Here is a 16,622-nt window from a genome sequence, read left to right on the forward strand (position 1 = left end):
TGTCTCCTAATGAACCCCCGCCTTGTTTAGATGAGGGACATATTTCCTGTCATCGCCCTGGATATGGTTGACGAGCCAGTCCTTGAGGAACTCCATGACATCGTTGGTCAGGGCAGCCTTGCCGTTTTTGAATTGGGCTTCAAGTTCGAGAACGGTATTGACGAGCTTCTTGTGCTTGGCGACATGAGCAATCATGCCGGGGTAATGATGTTCTTCGAAAAGAGCTTCTTCCGTGGCGAAGTGATGGACGGTATATTCCTTCAGCTCTTCGAAAATTTGTCCGAGTTTCTGGCTTCCGCGTCCACTTTTCATCGCGGAGTTGAGGTCGTTGACCAGGCCGACGAGCTTTTTGTGCTGACTATCGATTTCACGGATGCCGATGACGAAATCATCATTCCATTCCATGAGGTTTGATGATCTGCGAGGAGATGTTCCAGAGGTGCGCAACGCTCGGCCCGGGACTGGGGTTGCCGGTTCGACTCCCGCTTTGAGTAGGAAGGGAACATATTTTCTGTCCGTGCCCTGGATGTGGTTGACAAGCCAATCCTTGAGGAACTGCATGACGTCGTTGGTCAGGGCGGCCTTGCCTTCCTTGAACTGTTTTTCGAGTTGGAGCACGGTATCCACCAATTTCTTGTGTTCAGCTTCATGGGCAAGGGTGCCCGGATAATGGTGTTCCTCGAAAAAGGCTTCTTCCGTGGCAAAATGGTGGACGGTGTATTCCTTCAACTCTTCGAAAATTTGTCCCAGAATCTCCTTGCCCTTGCCAGCTTTCATGGCTTCATTGAGCTTGTTGACGAGATCAACAAGCTTGTGATGTTGAGTATCTATCTCTTTCAGGCCGAGGACGAAATCACTGTTCCACTCCATGAGAGAGCCGCTCTTGTGACGGCTGGTTCCTGGAAGGGGAGAACGTCCGGTGTTTCGAGCTCTGCTCCCTGATTTAGGCCGGTCACCTGTCGTTGTCTGCATGTCGGACCAATTGCGCTGCTCAATGGCTGATATATTGCCATCGCTCATATCCTGAATTATCTCGGCGAGAATCGTGGTGTAGGATGTGACATTATCAATCATTCCATGGGATTCTTCCATCCCATTGACTATGAGCGAGGACGTTTCATTGACCTCATCCACGGAGCGGTTGATTTCTTCGCTGGTAGCGGATTGTTCCTCGGCAGCGGTGGCTATGGCATGGGCCTGGTCCGAACTCAATTCAACAATGCCGACGATGTCCTTGAGGGATGTTTCGGCTTCGGCTGCGAGGGAGCTTGCCTTTTCCACGGCCTCGGCAGCCTGGGTCATCTCAGTCATGGAGCTGTGAACGCCTCCTTGGATGGCCTGAACAGTGGAGCCGACTTCCTTGGTGGCGTCCATGGTCTTCTCTGCCAGTTTTCTGACTTCGTCGGCAACCACCGCAAAGCCCCGTCCAGCCTCACCTGCACGAGCCGCCTCAATAGCCGCATTGAGCGCGAGAAGATTTGTTTGGTCCGCGATATCCGTAATGACACTCATGATCTTGCCAATATCATCAGCTTGCGTTCCCAGCCCATGGACGCTGTCTTTCATGCGTTGGGTCAATGCGCTGACAGACGCCACAGCCTCGGCAACCTGGTCGACCACAGCTGCTCCTGAAGTTGCCCGATCCTTGGCTTGGGTCGCTTGAGCCGCAGCTTCGGAAGCATTGCGTGCCACATCAAGAATGCTGGCATTCATCTGGTCCATGGCAAGCGCGCTTTCTCCGCTCCGGCTGAGTTGCGTGTTGGCTCCTTCGGTCACTACGGCGACCTGTTCGGACAAGCCCTCTGTGGCTGCATCAAGAAGATCAGTTAATTCCCTGAGTTTGGTTGCGCCGGAGATCAAGCCCTGTTTCCATTTGGCCGTTTCCTTGCGGGCTGTTTCCAGTTCATCTCCGGCAGCGGTCAGTTCGTGTCGGGACATGGCGAGTTGATTATCCAGCTCTTCGCACTGGTCGGCCTTGAGTGTCGCTTCTCCGGCAATGATGTCGATGGCATTTTTAAGCTGGAGGAATTCCCCGGTGCAGTCGCCTTCGTAAGGTGCGCCGTAATTACCGTTGGCGATACGGGTAGCGTAGCGGATGGTACGCATCAGGGGAAATAGGGCGCTTCGAAAGATTACCAGGGAGATCACAAGAATCAGGATGGAGCCGAGACTCCCTGCCAGAATCACGGTCAGATTCGTGTTGGAAGCGGAGAAGATTCCTGTCAGGCTGACGATGATCGAAATGACACATATGAAGACAAGGCTGAAAGCCAGTTTGAGCCGTATGCTATGCACGATTGATCCTGTAATGCTTTTGCCGTTGAGATGGCATTGATTATCACTACGGGAAGAATACCGGGAGCGGCTTCGGAATACAATCCCTATTTGTCTATCGTCGCAAAATGTCCATGCTGGCCTTGAGGTAAAGGGCTCCAAGAGGAGAGTCTGCATAGGCCTCTGCCCAGTGCAGATAGACCAGTCTCAGATACTTGGTACGGATGAAATCCGCTTTTTGCAGGCGAGAGGAAATGCCCTCGGCCGGGAGTGCATTAAGCGCATTGACCAGTGTTTGTGCACGGTGAGTTGCCCGGTGATGTTCATCTATTATGTTGGCTCCGGCAAGGGCGAGGCTTTCTCTGCGATCGGGGTCTGCGAGCAGAGAGCAGAGAATGTCGATGAGTTGGTCCATGTCATCCTGAGGATAGGTTACCAGGTGTTTGCCATCAATGAAGAGGCGAGACTGGCCATGTCCTATTTCTGGGGTGACGAGGCAGGCTCCGGTGGCCAGACTTTCAAAAACACGGAAGTTCAGATCCCCATGCTCGGCAAAATTGAGGACAATGCGGGCCTGGGGGAAAAGCGTGGCGAAATCACCTTGGCGAATTTCCAGATTGGGCAGGCGTGCCTTGAGTTCCTTCAGGAAGAGGAACCGTTCAGGGGTCGTCTCTCTGTCCACCTTGCCAACAAAAAGGACATCCCATTTCTTGGCGACCGCCTCGGAGGGGGGGTGCTCATGCCTGAGAGGGTAAGGGGGGAGCCATATGACCTGTTCATCGCGAAGGCGAAGTCGGAACCGGGGCATGTGGTCTCGCAGGCTGACGGCGGCAAGGTCAAATGCTTGGGCATAGGCGGGATACCATGTGTGGATATGCGAATCGACGGCATAGAAAATCGTGGTGCAGGGGAAATTTTCCACCCCGATCAGCGGTGGGGGCAGACTTCGATCGGCGTAGACGACCACGTCCGGAGAAGTTCCGGTTGCGGTGAGAATGTTTTCCCAGGTCAGAGGCGCGGGAGTTTCCATGGGAATGTGGGTGATCTGGAGGCCGAGTTCCTTGATTTGGGCCTGAAAATAGAGCCCTCCGATCCACGCGACGGTTCTAGATGGCACTGGACGCCCCCTGAAGGAAGCCTATGAAGTCTGTTATGCCTGACTGTCGTGCCAGAACATAGTTTGCCACATAGCGGGCATAGGTCATTGTGCGGCCGTATATTTGATAGTGTGTGTCAGTCGTGGCAAAGTCCCAGCCGAAATGCTGGGCGATTTTCGGGTTGATCGGCTGCTCGAATTCCGGGAACGGTTCCCCCAGAGCTTCGAGCCGTGTCTCTTCAGGAAGAGCGAGGGAGAGGTGTTGCATCACCCCTTTTGCAACATGGTTCATCAGTTCTTTTCCGGGATGGTTGACCGTGTTGAAGAGCCGTTGATCTCGATACCCCTCTTTTATTACCTCAAGATACGGGATAGGCGTATGGCTTTCCCGTTCTCGTTCCAGTGCGATGCTTTCACTGACCAGCTCCAGAAGATCATAGTGACGGGTGACGTCCGAGCGAAGAAAGAGCATGACCGTTTGTTCTGGGGGCAATCCCATGCTCAGGTATTTTTCCAGATGAGTGCATCGGTAGTCAAAGCCCGATTCTCCGCTCCACATAGGCCAGTAACCTTTGAAGAACATGTTGGGAATACAGAGATGCTCTGCGTCGGGAGGAAGTTGGCGCAGCAGTGATTCTGAGGCAAGTGGTCCCCATCCGGGGCCGAGATGCTGGTAGAGAAAAAGAGAGCACCGGGCAAGAGTCGATTCCGGGACAGGCTCACGCGTATAGTTGGTGAAAACGGTACACTCGTAGTTCGCGGAAAAATCCGGACTGAGCATCAGTCTGTCCAGCAGGGGAGGACCCTGGCAGTTTGCGTGGAGGATGCAGAGGCGTTTGCCCATAGTCACCGGAAGGGGTTGAAATGTCCTGTGAAAGCCGACAATGAAATTAACACGTCCTGCGCAGGCGTTCAACTCTCTTTATAGAGCGACTATTTACAGGGGATAAGACAAGGTGTATCCCTCCGGCACTGAATAAACACCTAAGTGAACATGAGGATATGATGCAAAAAGAATTTGATACCGCCGTGGCAGCCATCCAGCCGGTCGATCGTTCCTTGACAGACAAAGGGCAAGCTCATCTGGACAGTCTGACCAAACCCCAGGGGAGCCTTGGACGGCTGGAAGACCTGGCCTTGCAGTTATTCCTGATCCAGGAAGGACAGGCGCTTCAGGCCGACCCCATGCGCATTTACACTGTCGCCGGTGACCATGGTGTTAACGATGAAGGGGTGAGCCTTTTCCCGCAGGAAGTCACTCGGCAGATGATTCTCAATTTTCTCGGTGGTGGTGCCGGTATCAACGTCTTGGCCAAGACCGCCGGAGCGCAACTCTATGTGGTGGACGCCGGTTCCTGTGGCGGTGGCTATGACGAGCATCCCAATCTGATTCAGGCGAAGATCGCCCCCGGTACGGCCAATCTAGCGCAAGGCCCGGCCATGACTCGTGACCAATGCCTTCAGGCCTTGATGCTGGGGATAGATCTTGCCGACCGAGCGTATGCGGACGGAGTAAAAATTCTCGGAACAGGCGATATGGGTATTTCCAATACGACCCCATCCACGGCGCTTTATTGCGCTTTTCTGGGATTGAAACCTCTGGAAGTCACGGGCCCCGGAACCGGTCTGGATAGTGACGCTGTGGGACGGAAGGCTGAAGTGGTCGCACGAGGGCTGAAAGTCAATCGCTCGGCCCTGGAATCAGGCGATGCTGTGGAAATCCTCGCTGCGTTGGGTGGGCTGGAGATCGCCACTCTGGCTGGCTTGATTCTCGGTGGAGCAAAAAACCGTCAGCTTGTCAGTGTCGATGGTTTTATCTCGACCGCCGCGTATGCGGCTGCCTGGAAAATATGTCCGGCAGTCAAGGACTATTGCATTATCAGTCATGCTTCTGCGGAACCCGGTCATGCCAAGGCCGTCAGTGCCATGGATCTTGATCCGTTGCTTCATCTCGGTTTCAGGCTGGGGGAAGGCACCGGAGCCGCCTGTGCTATGTATCTGGTGAGGAGTGCTGTGGATATGTACAATAATATGGCGACATTCGCCGATGCCGGAGTTGCCGAAGCTCACGATTAGTCCGTCATAGGATGTTCTTGGGGAAAAAAATAAGCCGGACGAAAATCGTCCGGCTTATTTTTTTGAAAGGCCGCGTCTCACGGCATCGTCATGCGTCACCGAGATCTCCTGTTAGCGCCTGGATGACATCGCCCTTGGCGTTATAGGTTCCTGTTGATTCCACCTTCACGAGTTGGCGAGCCATCTCGGGGTTTTCCAAAACTTCTCGTTGCAGTCGAACCTTGCGGATAGACTTCATCTGTTCCGCCAAAGTCGGTCCTTGCAGATCAAAACCACCAACTTCCATGATACGTACCTCCTTCCATGGAGTGTCAATTGAATGTCTTACTCCTCTTATCGGATGGTGCGTAAATATCTTTAGTAAAATATTGGAAGATCGAGTTCTGCTGTCGCCAACAACCCGGATTGATTTTATTTTTTTCATGAATATTTCTTTATATTCTTAACATTCGAAGTGTGAGTCGTGCGGGATAAAAAAAGATAAAGAATTGGCGAGGGAGAGGACTCGTCACCCGAATACGGCTCGCCCCGTCTTTTTCGGAAGGGCAGAGGCGAGCCGGAAAGTTATTTGGCTGTTGCTGCGTAGACTCTGTCGAGAATTTCTTTTCCACCGGCGTCGAGGACCTTTCCCGCCAGAACCATACCGATGTCCCAGGCATTTTCCAGCGAACCTTCGACCATTAGGCGAATGGGATTGGAGCCATCAATATCGGCGACAAAACCGGTGAGACGAATCAGGTCGCCTTCTATTACAGACCACGCGGCAATAGGAACCTGACACCCACCGTCAAGGCCAGTCAGAAAACCACGTTCGGCCATGACTTGCTGCTTGGTCGGTTCATGGTTCAGGAACTGGAGCATTTCGACGACTTCGGTGTTGCTGGTGTCATATTCTATTCCGAGAGCGCCTTGCGCAACGGCTGGCAAAAAATCCGGCGGTCCGAGAATTTCATGCTTGGGTGCGCTGAGTTCGAGTCGGTTCAATCCGGCCGTGGCAACGACGATTGCATCAAACTCCCCATCGATGAGTTTTCTGACACGGGTATCAAGGTTACCACGCAGGGATTCGATGCGGAGGTCCGGGCGCAGGGCCGCGAGTTGGGATTGACGACGCAGGCTGGATGTTCCGACCAACGCTCCCTCTGGTAAGCCTTTCAACCCATCATATTTGACCGAGAGGAGGGAGTCTGTTGCTGCTTCTCGTTCAGGCATGACCCCGACTTCAAGTCCATCGGGCAGCTTGGTGGGGACATCTTTCATGGAATGGACAGCGATGTGGGCGCGCCCATCCAGAAGGGCTTCCTCAATTTCTTTGACGAAAAGTCCTTTGCCGCCAACCTTGGCCAGCGGGACATCCAGAATCTTGTCGCCCTTCGTCTTGATCTTGAGCAGTTCCACGGTCAGGCCGGGATGTTCGGCTTCCAGACAGTCCTTGATATGATTGGCTTGCCAGAGGGCAAGAGCGCTGCCACGGGTGGCGATGACGAGTGTGTTCATTGAAAACCTTCGGGTGAGAGCTTCAGGGGAGCGTGTCTAGTGACAGCTGGAGCAGTTTCCGCCGGAACATCCGGCACATCCGCTGGGTGCGGCCGGTGCCGGGGCAGCTTCGGAAGCAGCCGTTTCCGGTGCTCCTCCGCCGACTCGTGAGCGCACTGCACTCATGAGTTTTCCTGTTTTACCGGACCCGCATTTCGGGCATGGGGGACATTCATCCCGGTCAAAGACGAGTTCTTCGAACTCGCCACCGCAGTCTTCGCAAGAGTATTCGAATATCGGCATAGACTTCTCCGATCATGTTGTGTGTGCAACCGACCCGTGTCGGCAGACGCTCTCAATAGCTCAAAAGAACAGGGCTGGCAACGGTGCACGCCCTTGTGTCAGAGAGGTAAGACATTGGGGAGAAATGTCCAGTGAGTCGAGAATGAATGACTCGTTGCTTGCGGGCAACTTGCATTCAGTATAAGAATTTTGATTATGGTGAGGGAGCTTGTTTTTATGAGATAGATCTCATCTTTGTACCAATGAATTTGCCTTGGGAGGTTCTTCGGAAATCCATGGAAGATGCACGAATACATACCAGTGCGGACAGCCGCGTCGAGTCGAGTGAAGGGTGTTCCGGCCTGGATAATCCGGATGAGCAGCTCCGGTGCGTCTTTTCCTCGACCACGGAGATTCGGATAGGAACCGGGACCACGGCCAAGAAGCAGATTTCGAAGCTGCTGTGGTATGTGAACCAATGCGGACTGGATGAATACGGTATTCGCAAGATCAATCCGAACTTTGTTCCGGTGGGTGAAGAAGACCTTATCGATCAGGAAAAATTGCTTACTGACTACACTCCCGAGGTCGAAATTCACAATGCACGGGTCATGCCTGCCATGAGGGCGTTGAAAAAGACCATTGCCAAAGGTGACAAGCATCGGGAGAACGGTGAACCGCTGTCAGCCGAGATGGAATACACCCGTGCACTTGATGTGGATGAAACCAATGTCAGGGCCATTTTTGGTTTGGGATTGGTCTATCTTGATCGCAAAGACAAGGATAAGTCGCGTGGAGTTTTCGAGCAATTGGTTTCGCTTCAAGGTGCTTTTCATGAAAATCACAAACACCTTTTTAACGAATTCGGCATAGCCTTGCGCAAGAATGGCCTGTATGATGAGTCGGTGCAGTATTATACCCGCGCTGTGGAATTGACCAAGAATGATGAGAACCTGTACTATAATCTGGCACGCGCTTTCTATGAAAAGGGAGACTGGGAGTATTGTTTCACCTTTGCCAGCAAGGCTCTGGATATCAATGCCTATCATGAGCATGCCATTGCCATGTGTCGATTCATGATGACTCTGGCAGGAAACGAAAACCTGCGGACCAAATATGATAAACCGCCGGTCCCGGCAGACCTCGTTGCACAGGCTTCCGCGCGACTCGGCATAGATGCGAGCGATGAGCATGCAATGGTCGAAATCGATCCAGACGGCTTCGGAACGGAGTTGGTTTCGGGCGATACCACATCCGAAAAGTAGCCGGAGGCATTGGTGGGGAAGAGACTTGAAATAACGATTTTCGGTATGTTTCAGAAGGTCGGCGCGCTCTATCTTTTTCGCAAGTCGATTCAGTCCGGTGTCAATGCCTACGGGAAACGAAAATGGCATGATCTCGTTCGGGATATAGCTTTGGGATTACTTCCCGTCAAAAAGCTGAGGCAGGTGTCACAGGTGGTGGGGCAACCGCTCAAGCCTGTGTATCAAGTGCAGGGTATTTCCATGCAAGGGCGCGAATTTGGACTGGAGTTTTTTCATGGCGGCCAATTTCTCCCCATGACCTTCATGGAGGGAGGAGGCAGAGATATTCAGGTGGCGGGGTTGATGCGACAATGCTGTCGGGGTGATATGCTGGGTGTTTTCAGCGCACAGCGAGAGGGCGCGTTGAATTTTCGCTGGGACGATGTGGACGAGGTCAACCCTGAAGAGGTTGCTCTTGTCTATGATGATGTCTCTGAACTTCTGGGCAGGAAACGATCCTGCGAAATAGCCTTGGATATGACATGGAAGGGGAGAAACGGCAAATGCAGGGGAATGGACAGCGCACAAAAGTTTTTGGGCCACAAACACGCCTTTCACATGACGAAGTAAATCTTTTTTCAGGTGGTGTTTCGTGAGTGCTCATAAGCATGATTCCGGCTCCGAGCCAGGACTTGATGCTCTGATTTCCGAAAGCGGCTTCGAATTCTTGGCGGATGGCGGTTTGATTCGGTGTGCCTTTTCAACAGTGAAAGCGATCAGGGTGGGGGTCGGGAGTAGTAGTCGGAAGCATGTGAGTCAGATATATTGGTATGTTGAACAGATTGATGACAATATGTTTGAGATGCGGCGTATTAATGACAAGAATGTTCCGGCTGGAGATGTGACTGTCATTTCCCTGAATCGCTTGCTTGATGAGTATACTCCGGAACTTGCCTATTATGAAGAAGTGGTGCTTCCGGCGCTGGAATCCCTCGAAGAAACAGTGGGGCAGGGTGATGCATTTCGCAAAGAAGGTCGGCTCTATTCTGCGGAACTTGAATACGGGAGAGTCCTTGAAATCGAGGAATCGAATGTCCGGGCTGTTTTTGGTCTGGGGTTGATCCATGCCAGCCGTAACGAAGTACAACGAACCAGAGAAATATTGAAACAACTGGTCGATATTCAGGCTGCCTTTGATGGAAAAAATCAGCATCTTTTCAACGAGTTCGGGATAGCCCTGCGCAAAACTCGTCTCTTTGAGGAGGCCGTGGCATATTATAGTCGCGCATTGGATTTCGTGACAGATGACGAGAATTTGTATTACAATCTTGCCCGAGCGCATTATGAAGCAGACAACTGGACAGAGTGTGTGGAGGCTTTGGCCTTATCATACCGGCTCAACCCCGAGTTGGTGGTGACACGAGACCTGCTTACGGTCATAGTGAAGTTGGCAGAAAGTGAACGGTTATCCAAAGAATCCGGCAAGCCGCCAGTTCCCTCTGGAATAGGGAACAGAGCACGGCGGTTGTTGGAAGCGGAAGAGGGTCTTCCTTTGGATGAAAACCCGGTGCGCAGGGAAGAAGTCGAGGCTTCCTTTACGGGAGCCAGTGGCCGGGCTCGCTCGGGAGCTTTGACAAAGGCAGCACCGGACAATTCGGGTGATGAGGAAAATTGAGGCAAGGCATGCGTGCTTCATGCGAGACGCATGCCAATTCGTAGAGTAACGTGATCGAAGGAATAGACTTGAGATGACCGAAGACTCGGGACGGCTCGAACTTGATACCGGGCAATCTTACCTCGCAGAAGCAACCTCGGATGAAGGGTTGGTGAACTGCGTGTTTTCTTCCACTTCGATGATCAAGGTGGGAACAGGAACGACCACGCGTTCTCACCGGACGAAGTTGTATTGGTATGTGGAAGAAATTGAAGACAAGCTTTTTGCGGTTCGTCAGATCAATACGAATAGTGTTCCATCCGGGGATGAAAAGATTATCTCACTTGATGAATTGATGGCGGAGTATTCGCCTGAAGTGGAATATTTCGAGGATCAGACTCTCCCGGCAATGCAGAATCTTGATGATCATCTTGACCTTGGAGAATCCCTCCGGGAGGAAGAGCGGTTTTACAGTGCAGAGCATTGTTTTACCAATGCCCTTGGCATAGATGAAAAAAATGTCAGGGCATTGTTTAATCTCGGCTTGATTTACCTCGAATCCCACAACATCGAAAGAGCGCGGGATATGATGCAGGAGATTCTCAAAATCAAAGCGGCTTTCAAAGGAAAAAATCACCATTTGTTCAATGAATTCGGTATCGCTTTGCGCAAGAGCGGACTATACGATGAATCTGTGGAATATTATGCCAAGGCAGTGGAGTTTGCCCCGGAAGATGAAAATCTTTTCTATAATCTTTCCCGAGCCAACTATGAGCGCGGGAACTGGGAGGAATGCGTCTCAGCCCTTTCCCAGAGCCGACTTCTTAATCCTGGGCTTGGGGCGGCAAAGAGTCTGGCCAAGTTGATCGTGGAGATGCACGACAAACCCTTGCTATGCGAGAAACAGGGAAAACCGCCTGTTCCGGCGAATATCATCGAGGCCTTAGGGGGTGACGTTCTTGGAAAAGACAGAGCTGTCTCCTATTCGCCAGGACAAGCCGAATCTGTGGACCGTGCACGCGGTAAGGCAACGAAATCTTCCGAAGAAAAGCAATTCACAGAGAAAGAGCAGTCGTCAGAACAAAAAGGCCCTTCTGATTCCGTCAAGATTGAGTTTGATATCTAAGGGTATCGGTCGATAAGGATCGCATCCTCGTTTTTTTTAAAATTCCGCGCTCAAAATTGGCAATAGAAAAGGCCTGCCGAGTATACTCGGCAGGCCTTTTCTGAATTATCGAATGAGAAGCGTGTTTATTTGGCAGATGCCAAGGGCCACACTTCATCAATTTTTTCGATGGGCTTGATCGTAATACGTTTGAGCAACTCTTCGGGTATTTCGCTCAAATCCTTCTTGTTTTGCGAGGGGATAAGGACGGTCTTCATACCTCGTGATACGGCAGCGAGAATTTTTTCCTTGATTCCGCCGACAGGCAGGACCCGGCCACGCAGGCTTATTTCTCCGGTCATGGCCATTTCCGGGTTGATGGGCGTATCCGTAAGTGCGGATATGAGGGCCGTAACCAGGGTTACTCCTGCTGATGGGCCATCCTTGGGAGTGGCTCCGGCCGGAACGTGGACATGGATATCCATCTCTTCGGTGAACTTGGGATTGATGCCATATTTGTCCGCTCGGGCACGGGCGATCGACAGGGCGGCCTGGGCCGATTCCTTCATTACCTCGCCCAGTTTTCCGGTCAGGGTCAGCTTTCCTTTCCCTGGCATGGTGGAGACTTCGATATGCAACAACTCTCCTCCAACAGGGGTCCACGCGAGCCCCACTGCGACGCCTGCGGGCAGGACTGTTTCCTTGGCGTCTTCCAGGAAGTGAGGCGGCCCAAGCAGGGTGTAGAGATTCTTGGCAGTGACCTTGAACGGTCCCTTTTCGCCTTCGGCCTTTTTTCGGGCCATTTTGCGACAGAGGGTGCCTATTTCCCGTTCCACATTACGAAGCCCGGCTTCGCGGGTGTATTCCCGGATGACCTTGGAAACCAGCTTGTCGCTTATCTCCAATTCCTTTTCCTTGAGACCGTTTTCAGACACCTGGCGCGGAATGATATAACGTCTGGTGATCACGGTTTTTTCCTGCTCTGTGTATCCGGGAATACGAATGATTTCCATGCGGTCACGCAGAGGACCGGGAATGGAATCAAGCATGTTGGCTGTGCACACGAACATGACTTTGGACAGATCAAAAGGAACATTCAGGTAATAGTCAGTGAACGAGAAGTTCTGCTCCGGATCGAGGACCTCGAGCAGGGCAGATGACGGATCGCCACGGAAGTCATTTCCGAGCTTGTCTATCTCATCAAGCATGATCACCGGATTTCGGGTACCGCACTGCTTGATGGCCTGAATGATACGACCGGGCATGGCTCCTATATACGTGCGTCTGTGGCCTCTGATCTCTGCCTCATCACGCATTCCTCCAAGAGACATACGGTGGAATTTACGGCCCAGAGAGCGTGCAATGGAACGGCCCAGAGAGGTCTTGCCAACACCGGGAGGCCCGGCAAAGCATAGAATGGGTCCCTTCATCTTCGGATTAAGCTTGCGGACGCTCAGGTATTCAAGGATACGCTCCTTGACTTTCTCCAGATCGTAGTGGTCCTCATTGAGAATATATTCGGCTTTCTTGATATCAAGCCGATCGCGGGAGAGTTTTTTCCAGGGGAGTTCGATCATCCAGTCCAGATAGGTTCTGATGACGGTTGCCTCACTGGATTCGGCATGCATGGATTCCAGGCGGTGCAACTGCTTGTTCGCTTCCTTCATCACATCCTTGGGCATGCCGGATTTCATGATGCCCTGCTTGAAATCTTCCATCTCCTCGGTTTCATCGCCATCATCGCCCAATTCGCGTTTGATGGCTTTCATCTGTTCTCGCAGATAAAAGTCCCGTTGCGCCTTGTCCATGCCTTCCTTGGCCATGGTCTGGATGCGGTTTTGCATGTTGGCGACCTCAACTTCCTTGAGGAGTTGGCTGTTGACCAATTCCAGCCGGATAATGGGGTCATAGCACTCAAGGATTTTCTGAGCGGCGCTGACCTTCATGCGAAGGTTGGATGCAATGAGATCGGCCAGCCTGCCGGGTTCATTGACGTTATTCAGAACGCTCATGATGTCCTGAGAAGAAATGCCACGCAGGGAGAGGATGCGTTCGGACTGCTCGCGGGAAGAGCGAATCAATGCTTCCTGCTCACTGGTCAATTCAGGAACTTCAGGTTCCATGAGAGGTTCGAGTTCGGCAATGTGGAACGGGTCACTGGAGGTGAATCGCTTCACTTTGGCGCGGGCCAGTCCCTGCACCAGCACCTTGAGGCGACCATCAGGCATTTTCAACATTCGCATGATCATGCCGACAGTACCGGTTGCGTACAATTCATCCTCGGTCGGGTCTTCCACTGCCTCGTCTTTCTGGGTGAGAATGAGGATGTATCGGTCAGCGGCGAGAGCTGCATCCACGGCCTTGACAGATTTCTCGCGTCCGACAAAAAGGGGCAGTATCATATAGTTGAAGACAACAATATCGCGTACGGCAAGCACTGGAAGTTCTTGTGGAATATCTGCTGGATTGGGACCCGCAAGATCATCCCCTTCGCCAAAAATGGCTGCACTGCCGGGGGCACTGGTCAAAGCTTCGATGATTTCAGGCAACTCTTCACCGCTTCCGGGACGGATTGTCCCCTTGTCACGGGGGGTGGCGGGTTTGTTGGGAGATGAGTTCTTGTCCCGTATATTCTTCTTGCGTTGTATGCGCGAAGGCTTGATCGGTGTATTTTTCTTTTTCCTGCTCAAGATGACATCCTTTTATTTCAGTGAAAACAGGTCTGCTTACCTCATTTAAGTCGTCATATCGACTTGGCAAGCCTGTTTTTCATGTAATTTCATAGTTTCTGACGCCATGTGGTAAAGCTGTCAAAATGCTCCCGGAGTTCTCCGATTGTCGATTCGACTCGGCTGACCCGTGCCAACAGTGGCCCTTCATGCAGCCGTGCGGCAAAGAGTTTCAGAACCATCGGTTCTCCTTGTGCCAGGGCTTCGACATGACCATCGGGTCGATTTCGTACCCACCCGGTGACACCCAATTCCTTTGCCAGCTCACAGGTCCATTTCCTGAACCAGACTCTTTGCACCTTGCCGTGGATAATGGCTCTTAGTTCCTGCATCTACAGACGTCCTTGCTCATTAAAACTGTAATAGTCATGGTCGGTGACTATCAGGTGGTCCAGAATCCGGATATCCAGTCCATGGGCAGTCTCCCTGATTCGTTCCGTCAAGAGAATGTCTTCGCTGGAAGGGGACGGATCACCACCAGGATGATTGTGCGCCAGGATGATGCTTGCGGCTTCGAGCCTGAGCGCTGTAGCCATGATCTCCCTGGGAAAAACCGGTGTGGCATTGACTGTCCCTTTGCTCACTCTCTCCCAGGCGATGACTCTGTTTTTGGAGTCGAGATAGGCGGCCCAGAATTCTTCCACGCCCTTGTTGCCGATTCGCGCCATGGCCGCCTTGGCAACGTCTGCCGGGTCCGACAGGCTGGTTCCGCTGCGAGTGACAGCTTCCCCCACGCGGGCATGGAGTTCTTGTGTCAACATCCATTGCGACCGAACTCCGTCGCCAATACCCTTGATACCTTCCAATTGGTCTGGTCGGGCCATGATGGCGTCTTTCAAAGAACCGAACCGCTCGATGAGTTCCTTGGCAAGCGGTTTTGTATCCCTGCGTGGCAAAACCAACGCAAGGAGCAACTCCAGCACTTCATAGTCGGCCAAAGCGCGCGGATTGTGTGCGAGCTTTTCCTTGAGACGTTGTCTGTGGCCGAGGTAGTGAGGCTTCTTTGGTACTGTCATATCCGGGAAGTCAACAGGAGAAATAGTATTTTGGGATTATTATAACAGAGCTAAAAACGAGTGGCCTGGCCGCGAGGCTGGAAAAGATCAATGAGACCGGCAATGAGAATATCAAGTACTTCTTCATATTTGCGCTCTCCGGTCTTGATGGACATCTCAGCCTCAAGGGCGAGATCCAGCATGTGGGCTATACCGTTTCGACCCAGCCGTTGTGCAACTCCCGTCTTGAGTTTCTTGACATAGGGATGAGCTTTGACTTTGGTCTCCTCCCCACTGATCAGCATCCAGTACATGCGCGCCTGACTGGCGAGGAATCCGATCAGGTTGAATAACATTTGATCCTTGGCCGCTTTGAAGTGATCATTGATGACCCGTTTCCAGACAGAGGCCTCGGCCCCGCGCTTGCCAAGGGCATCCATGAGTTCGAAAAATTCCATTTCGCCGACTTGTGCCACAAGATCAACATGATCGCGGCGGAGAATTCGTTGCTCTCCGGCTGCCAGGTCCAATTTCTCCAACTCCAGTTTGGCGGCTACGGCATCCACGGGAAGGGCTTGAGTCAAGGCCTGTTCGACTCCCCGTTCGAAAGTTATCGCGTTCGTGGCTCCCCAATTCCGTACGAATTCTCCCAAAGTTCGGCGGTCCAATCCGGGGGATTCCCATATCCAACCTTCCTGTTGGGCCTTTTTGAAAAGATTCCTGCGGGACAGAGTGGCTGGGACCGGAGCTTTTTTTCCCTTCCATTGGCCTTCCAGACAAAAAATGGGAAAAACATCCGACCCAATGCCTTTGACCCCGGCATCAAGCTTGTCCCAGTATTCGGCCTTGAGGCTGTGAGCGCGGCGTACGATCAAAGCTTTGGGTTGGGGGAAGAGTGATTTGATGGTCAGGTCTGTCCAATAACCGGCAGGAAGTGGATCGTCATCATCACCCCAGAAGGTTTTGTGTTCCCAATCGGAACGTCCGGATGCCTTGAGTTGTTCATCTGTGTGCAGTCGGATCAACTCCGGGTCAGGGCAAACGAAAAAAAGATAGCGGGGGCGGTTCATGCCAAGATTCCTGACTTAGTAGTTCTGGGATAGACGATCTGCCAGGCGACGTATCCCGAGCCGGGTGACCTCTTTATCCGCTTCACTTTCCTGGCCGGAATAGAAAGGCCAGCTCTGATTGATTGTTCCGGATGCCCAGACGACATGGCTGTCTACAGCTGATTTGATAACTGCCTGAAATTCGAATCGCGCTGTGGATCGCAGCGTGTCATCATCTTCACCTTCCACGGCAGTGGGTCGGTAATACTTGACTATCTTGAATTCGAGGAAGGCGTCAGCCTCCTCTCTGTCATCGGTCCATGTGATATTAGAACGTGCGCCCAGTTCATCCCTGAGCAATTTGCGGATACGGGGTTCCAGCCATGTCTGCATGGTTGGGTTTTCCACTTTGGTGATGGTTATTGTACGAAAGTTGCGGGCGAGGACCGAGTGTCCGGCATTGCCGAAACCGTATCCGCACGCCATGAGCATGAGGGGCAGCAGAAAAATGATATAGCGAAGGAATTTCATCCATAGTCTCCATATGTTGGTCTCCAGCTGTTGATGATACTTGGAAACTGCGCAAAGGTCCATATGGATGACCGAGTCGCTGAAAGGAAAAGCCGGAAGGGTGTATCCTTT

16 protein-coding genes are annotated in these 16,622 nt (G+C 52.3%); 5 read left to right on the forward strand and 11 right to left on the reverse strand.

Going from position 1 to position 16,622, the window contains the following annotated elements; translation table 11 throughout:
• Positions 1 to 6: 6 nt before the first annotated feature.
• The 3 genes from BN4_RS14050 to BN4_RS14060 all read right to left on the reverse strand — a co-directional run bounded on the left by BN4_RS14050 (position 7) and on the right by BN4_RS14060 (position 4,214).
• The gene (locus BN4_RS14050; RefSeq protein ID WP_015416071.1) at positions 7 to 2,295 is read right to left on the reverse strand and encodes a bacteriohemerythrin; all 2,289 of its coding nucleotides are present in this window, start codon (positions 2,293 to 2,295) and stop codon (positions 7 to 9) included.
• Positions 2,296 to 2,389: 94 nt separating this feature from the next.
• Positions 2,390 to 3,391, reverse strand: a complete 1,002-nt coding sequence (locus tag BN4_RS14055) for a glycosyltransferase family protein (protein ID WP_015416072.1) — start codon at positions 3,389 to 3,391, stop codon at positions 2,390 to 2,392.
• Complete coding sequence (locus tag BN4_RS14060; RefSeq protein ID WP_015416073.1) at positions 3,381 to 4,214, reverse strand: WcbI family polysaccharide biosynthesis putative acetyltransferase; 834 nt, start codon at positions 4,212 to 4,214, stop codon at positions 3,381 to 3,383. Before BN4_RS14060 ends, BN4_RS14055 begins: the two co-directional genes overlap by 11 nt.
• 161 nt (positions 4,215 to 4,375) lie before the next feature.
• Between BN4_RS14060 and cobT the strand changes: the two genes are divergently transcribed.
• Entirely contained in the window at positions 4,376 to 5,446 is a 1,071-nt protein-coding gene (gene cobT / locus BN4_RS14065; RefSeq protein WP_015416074.1) for a nicotinate-nucleotide--dimethylbenzimidazole phosphoribosyltransferase, read from the forward strand.
• A gap of 88 nt (positions 5,447 to 5,534) precedes the next feature.
• Here the strand turns inward: cobT and BN4_RS14070 are convergent, their stop codons facing one another.
• The 3 genes from BN4_RS14070 to BN4_RS14080 all read right to left on the reverse strand — a co-directional run bounded on the left by BN4_RS14070 (position 5,535) and on the right by BN4_RS14080 (position 7,225).
• Positions 5,535 to 5,732 (reverse strand): hypothetical protein, encoded by a 198-nt coding sequence (locus tag BN4_RS14070; RefSeq protein ID WP_015416075.1) that lies wholly within the window; start codon positions 5,730 to 5,732, stop codon positions 5,535 to 5,537.
• A 278-nt stretch (positions 5,733 to 6,010) separates the two neighbouring features.
• A complete protein-coding gene (hemC, locus tag BN4_RS14075) occupies positions 6,011 to 6,943 on the reverse strand; it encodes a hydroxymethylbilane synthase (protein WP_015416076.1) in 933 nt (310 codons plus the stop codon).
• Between the two features lie 36 nt (positions 6,944 to 6,979).
• Positions 6,980 to 7,225 carry an FmdB family zinc ribbon protein gene (locus tag BN4_RS14080; RefSeq protein WP_041720420.1) on the reverse strand — a complete coding sequence of 82 codons (246 nt, stop codon included), beginning with the start codon at positions 7,223 to 7,225 and terminating at the stop codon, positions 6,980 to 6,982.
• 275 nt (positions 7,226 to 7,500) lie between these two features.
• Here BN4_RS14080 and BN4_RS17320 point away from each other — a divergent pair, with 275 nt between their 5' ends.
• The 4 genes from BN4_RS17320 (at position 7,501) to BN4_RS14100 (ending at position 11,228) form a co-directional block, all read left to right on the forward strand.
• Complete coding sequence (locus BN4_RS17320; RefSeq protein WP_231856544.1) at positions 7,501 to 8,469, forward strand: tetratricopeptide repeat protein; 969 nt, start codon at positions 7,501 to 7,503, stop codon at positions 8,467 to 8,469.
• Between the two features lie 12 nt (positions 8,470 to 8,481).
• Positions 8,482 to 9,078 (forward strand): hypothetical protein, encoded by a 597-nt coding sequence (locus tag BN4_RS14090; protein ID WP_015416078.1) that lies wholly within the window; start codon positions 8,482 to 8,484, stop codon positions 9,076 to 9,078.
• Positions 9,079 to 9,100: 22 nt separating this feature from the next.
• Entirely contained in the window at positions 9,101 to 10,123 is a 1,023-nt protein-coding gene (locus BN4_RS14095) for a tetratricopeptide repeat protein (RefSeq protein ID WP_015416079.1), read from the forward strand.
• A 73-nt stretch (positions 10,124 to 10,196) separates the two neighbouring features.
• Positions 10,197 to 11,228, forward strand: a complete 1,032-nt coding sequence (locus BN4_RS14100) for a tetratricopeptide repeat protein (protein WP_015416080.1) — start codon at positions 10,197 to 10,199, stop codon at positions 11,226 to 11,228.
• 125 nt (positions 11,229 to 11,353) lie between these two features.
• On the opposite strand, the gene lon is transcribed toward BN4_RS14100, so the two are convergent.
• The 5 genes from lon to lptE form a co-directional block, all read right to left on the reverse strand.
• Entirely contained in the window at positions 11,354 to 13,897 is a 2,544-nt protein-coding gene (lon, locus tag BN4_RS14105; protein WP_015416081.1) for an endopeptidase La, read from the reverse strand.
• A gap of 89 nt (positions 13,898 to 13,986) precedes the next feature.
• The gene (locus BN4_RS14110; RefSeq protein WP_015416082.1) at positions 13,987 to 14,268 is read right to left on the reverse strand and encodes an acylphosphatase; all 282 of its coding nucleotides are present in this window, start codon (positions 14,266 to 14,268) and stop codon (positions 13,987 to 13,989) included.
• Positions 14,269 to 14,952 carry a RadC family protein gene (radC, locus tag BN4_RS14115; RefSeq protein ID WP_015416083.1) on the reverse strand — a complete coding sequence of 228 codons (684 nt, stop codon included), beginning with the start codon at positions 14,950 to 14,952 and terminating at the stop codon, positions 14,269 to 14,271.
• A gap of 50 nt (positions 14,953 to 15,002) precedes the next feature.
• Positions 15,003 to 16,001 (reverse strand): DNA polymerase III subunit delta, encoded by a 999-nt coding sequence (locus BN4_RS14120; RefSeq protein ID WP_015416084.1) that lies wholly within the window; start codon positions 15,999 to 16,001, stop codon positions 15,003 to 15,005.
• Positions 16,002 to 16,016: 15 nt separating this feature from the next.
• On the reverse strand, positions 16,017 to 16,511 hold the full coding sequence (gene lptE / locus BN4_RS14125; RefSeq protein ID WP_015416085.1) for an LPS assembly lipoprotein LptE: 495 nt from the start codon (positions 16,509 to 16,511) through the stop codon (positions 16,017 to 16,019).
• Positions 16,512 to 16,622: the final 111 nt, after the last annotated feature.

This window comes from Pseudodesulfovibrio piezophilus C1TLV30 (assembly GCF_000341895.1).
Classification (GTDB): Bacteria; Desulfobacterota; Desulfovibrionia; order Desulfovibrionales; family Desulfovibrionaceae; genus Pseudodesulfovibrio; species Pseudodesulfovibrio piezophilus.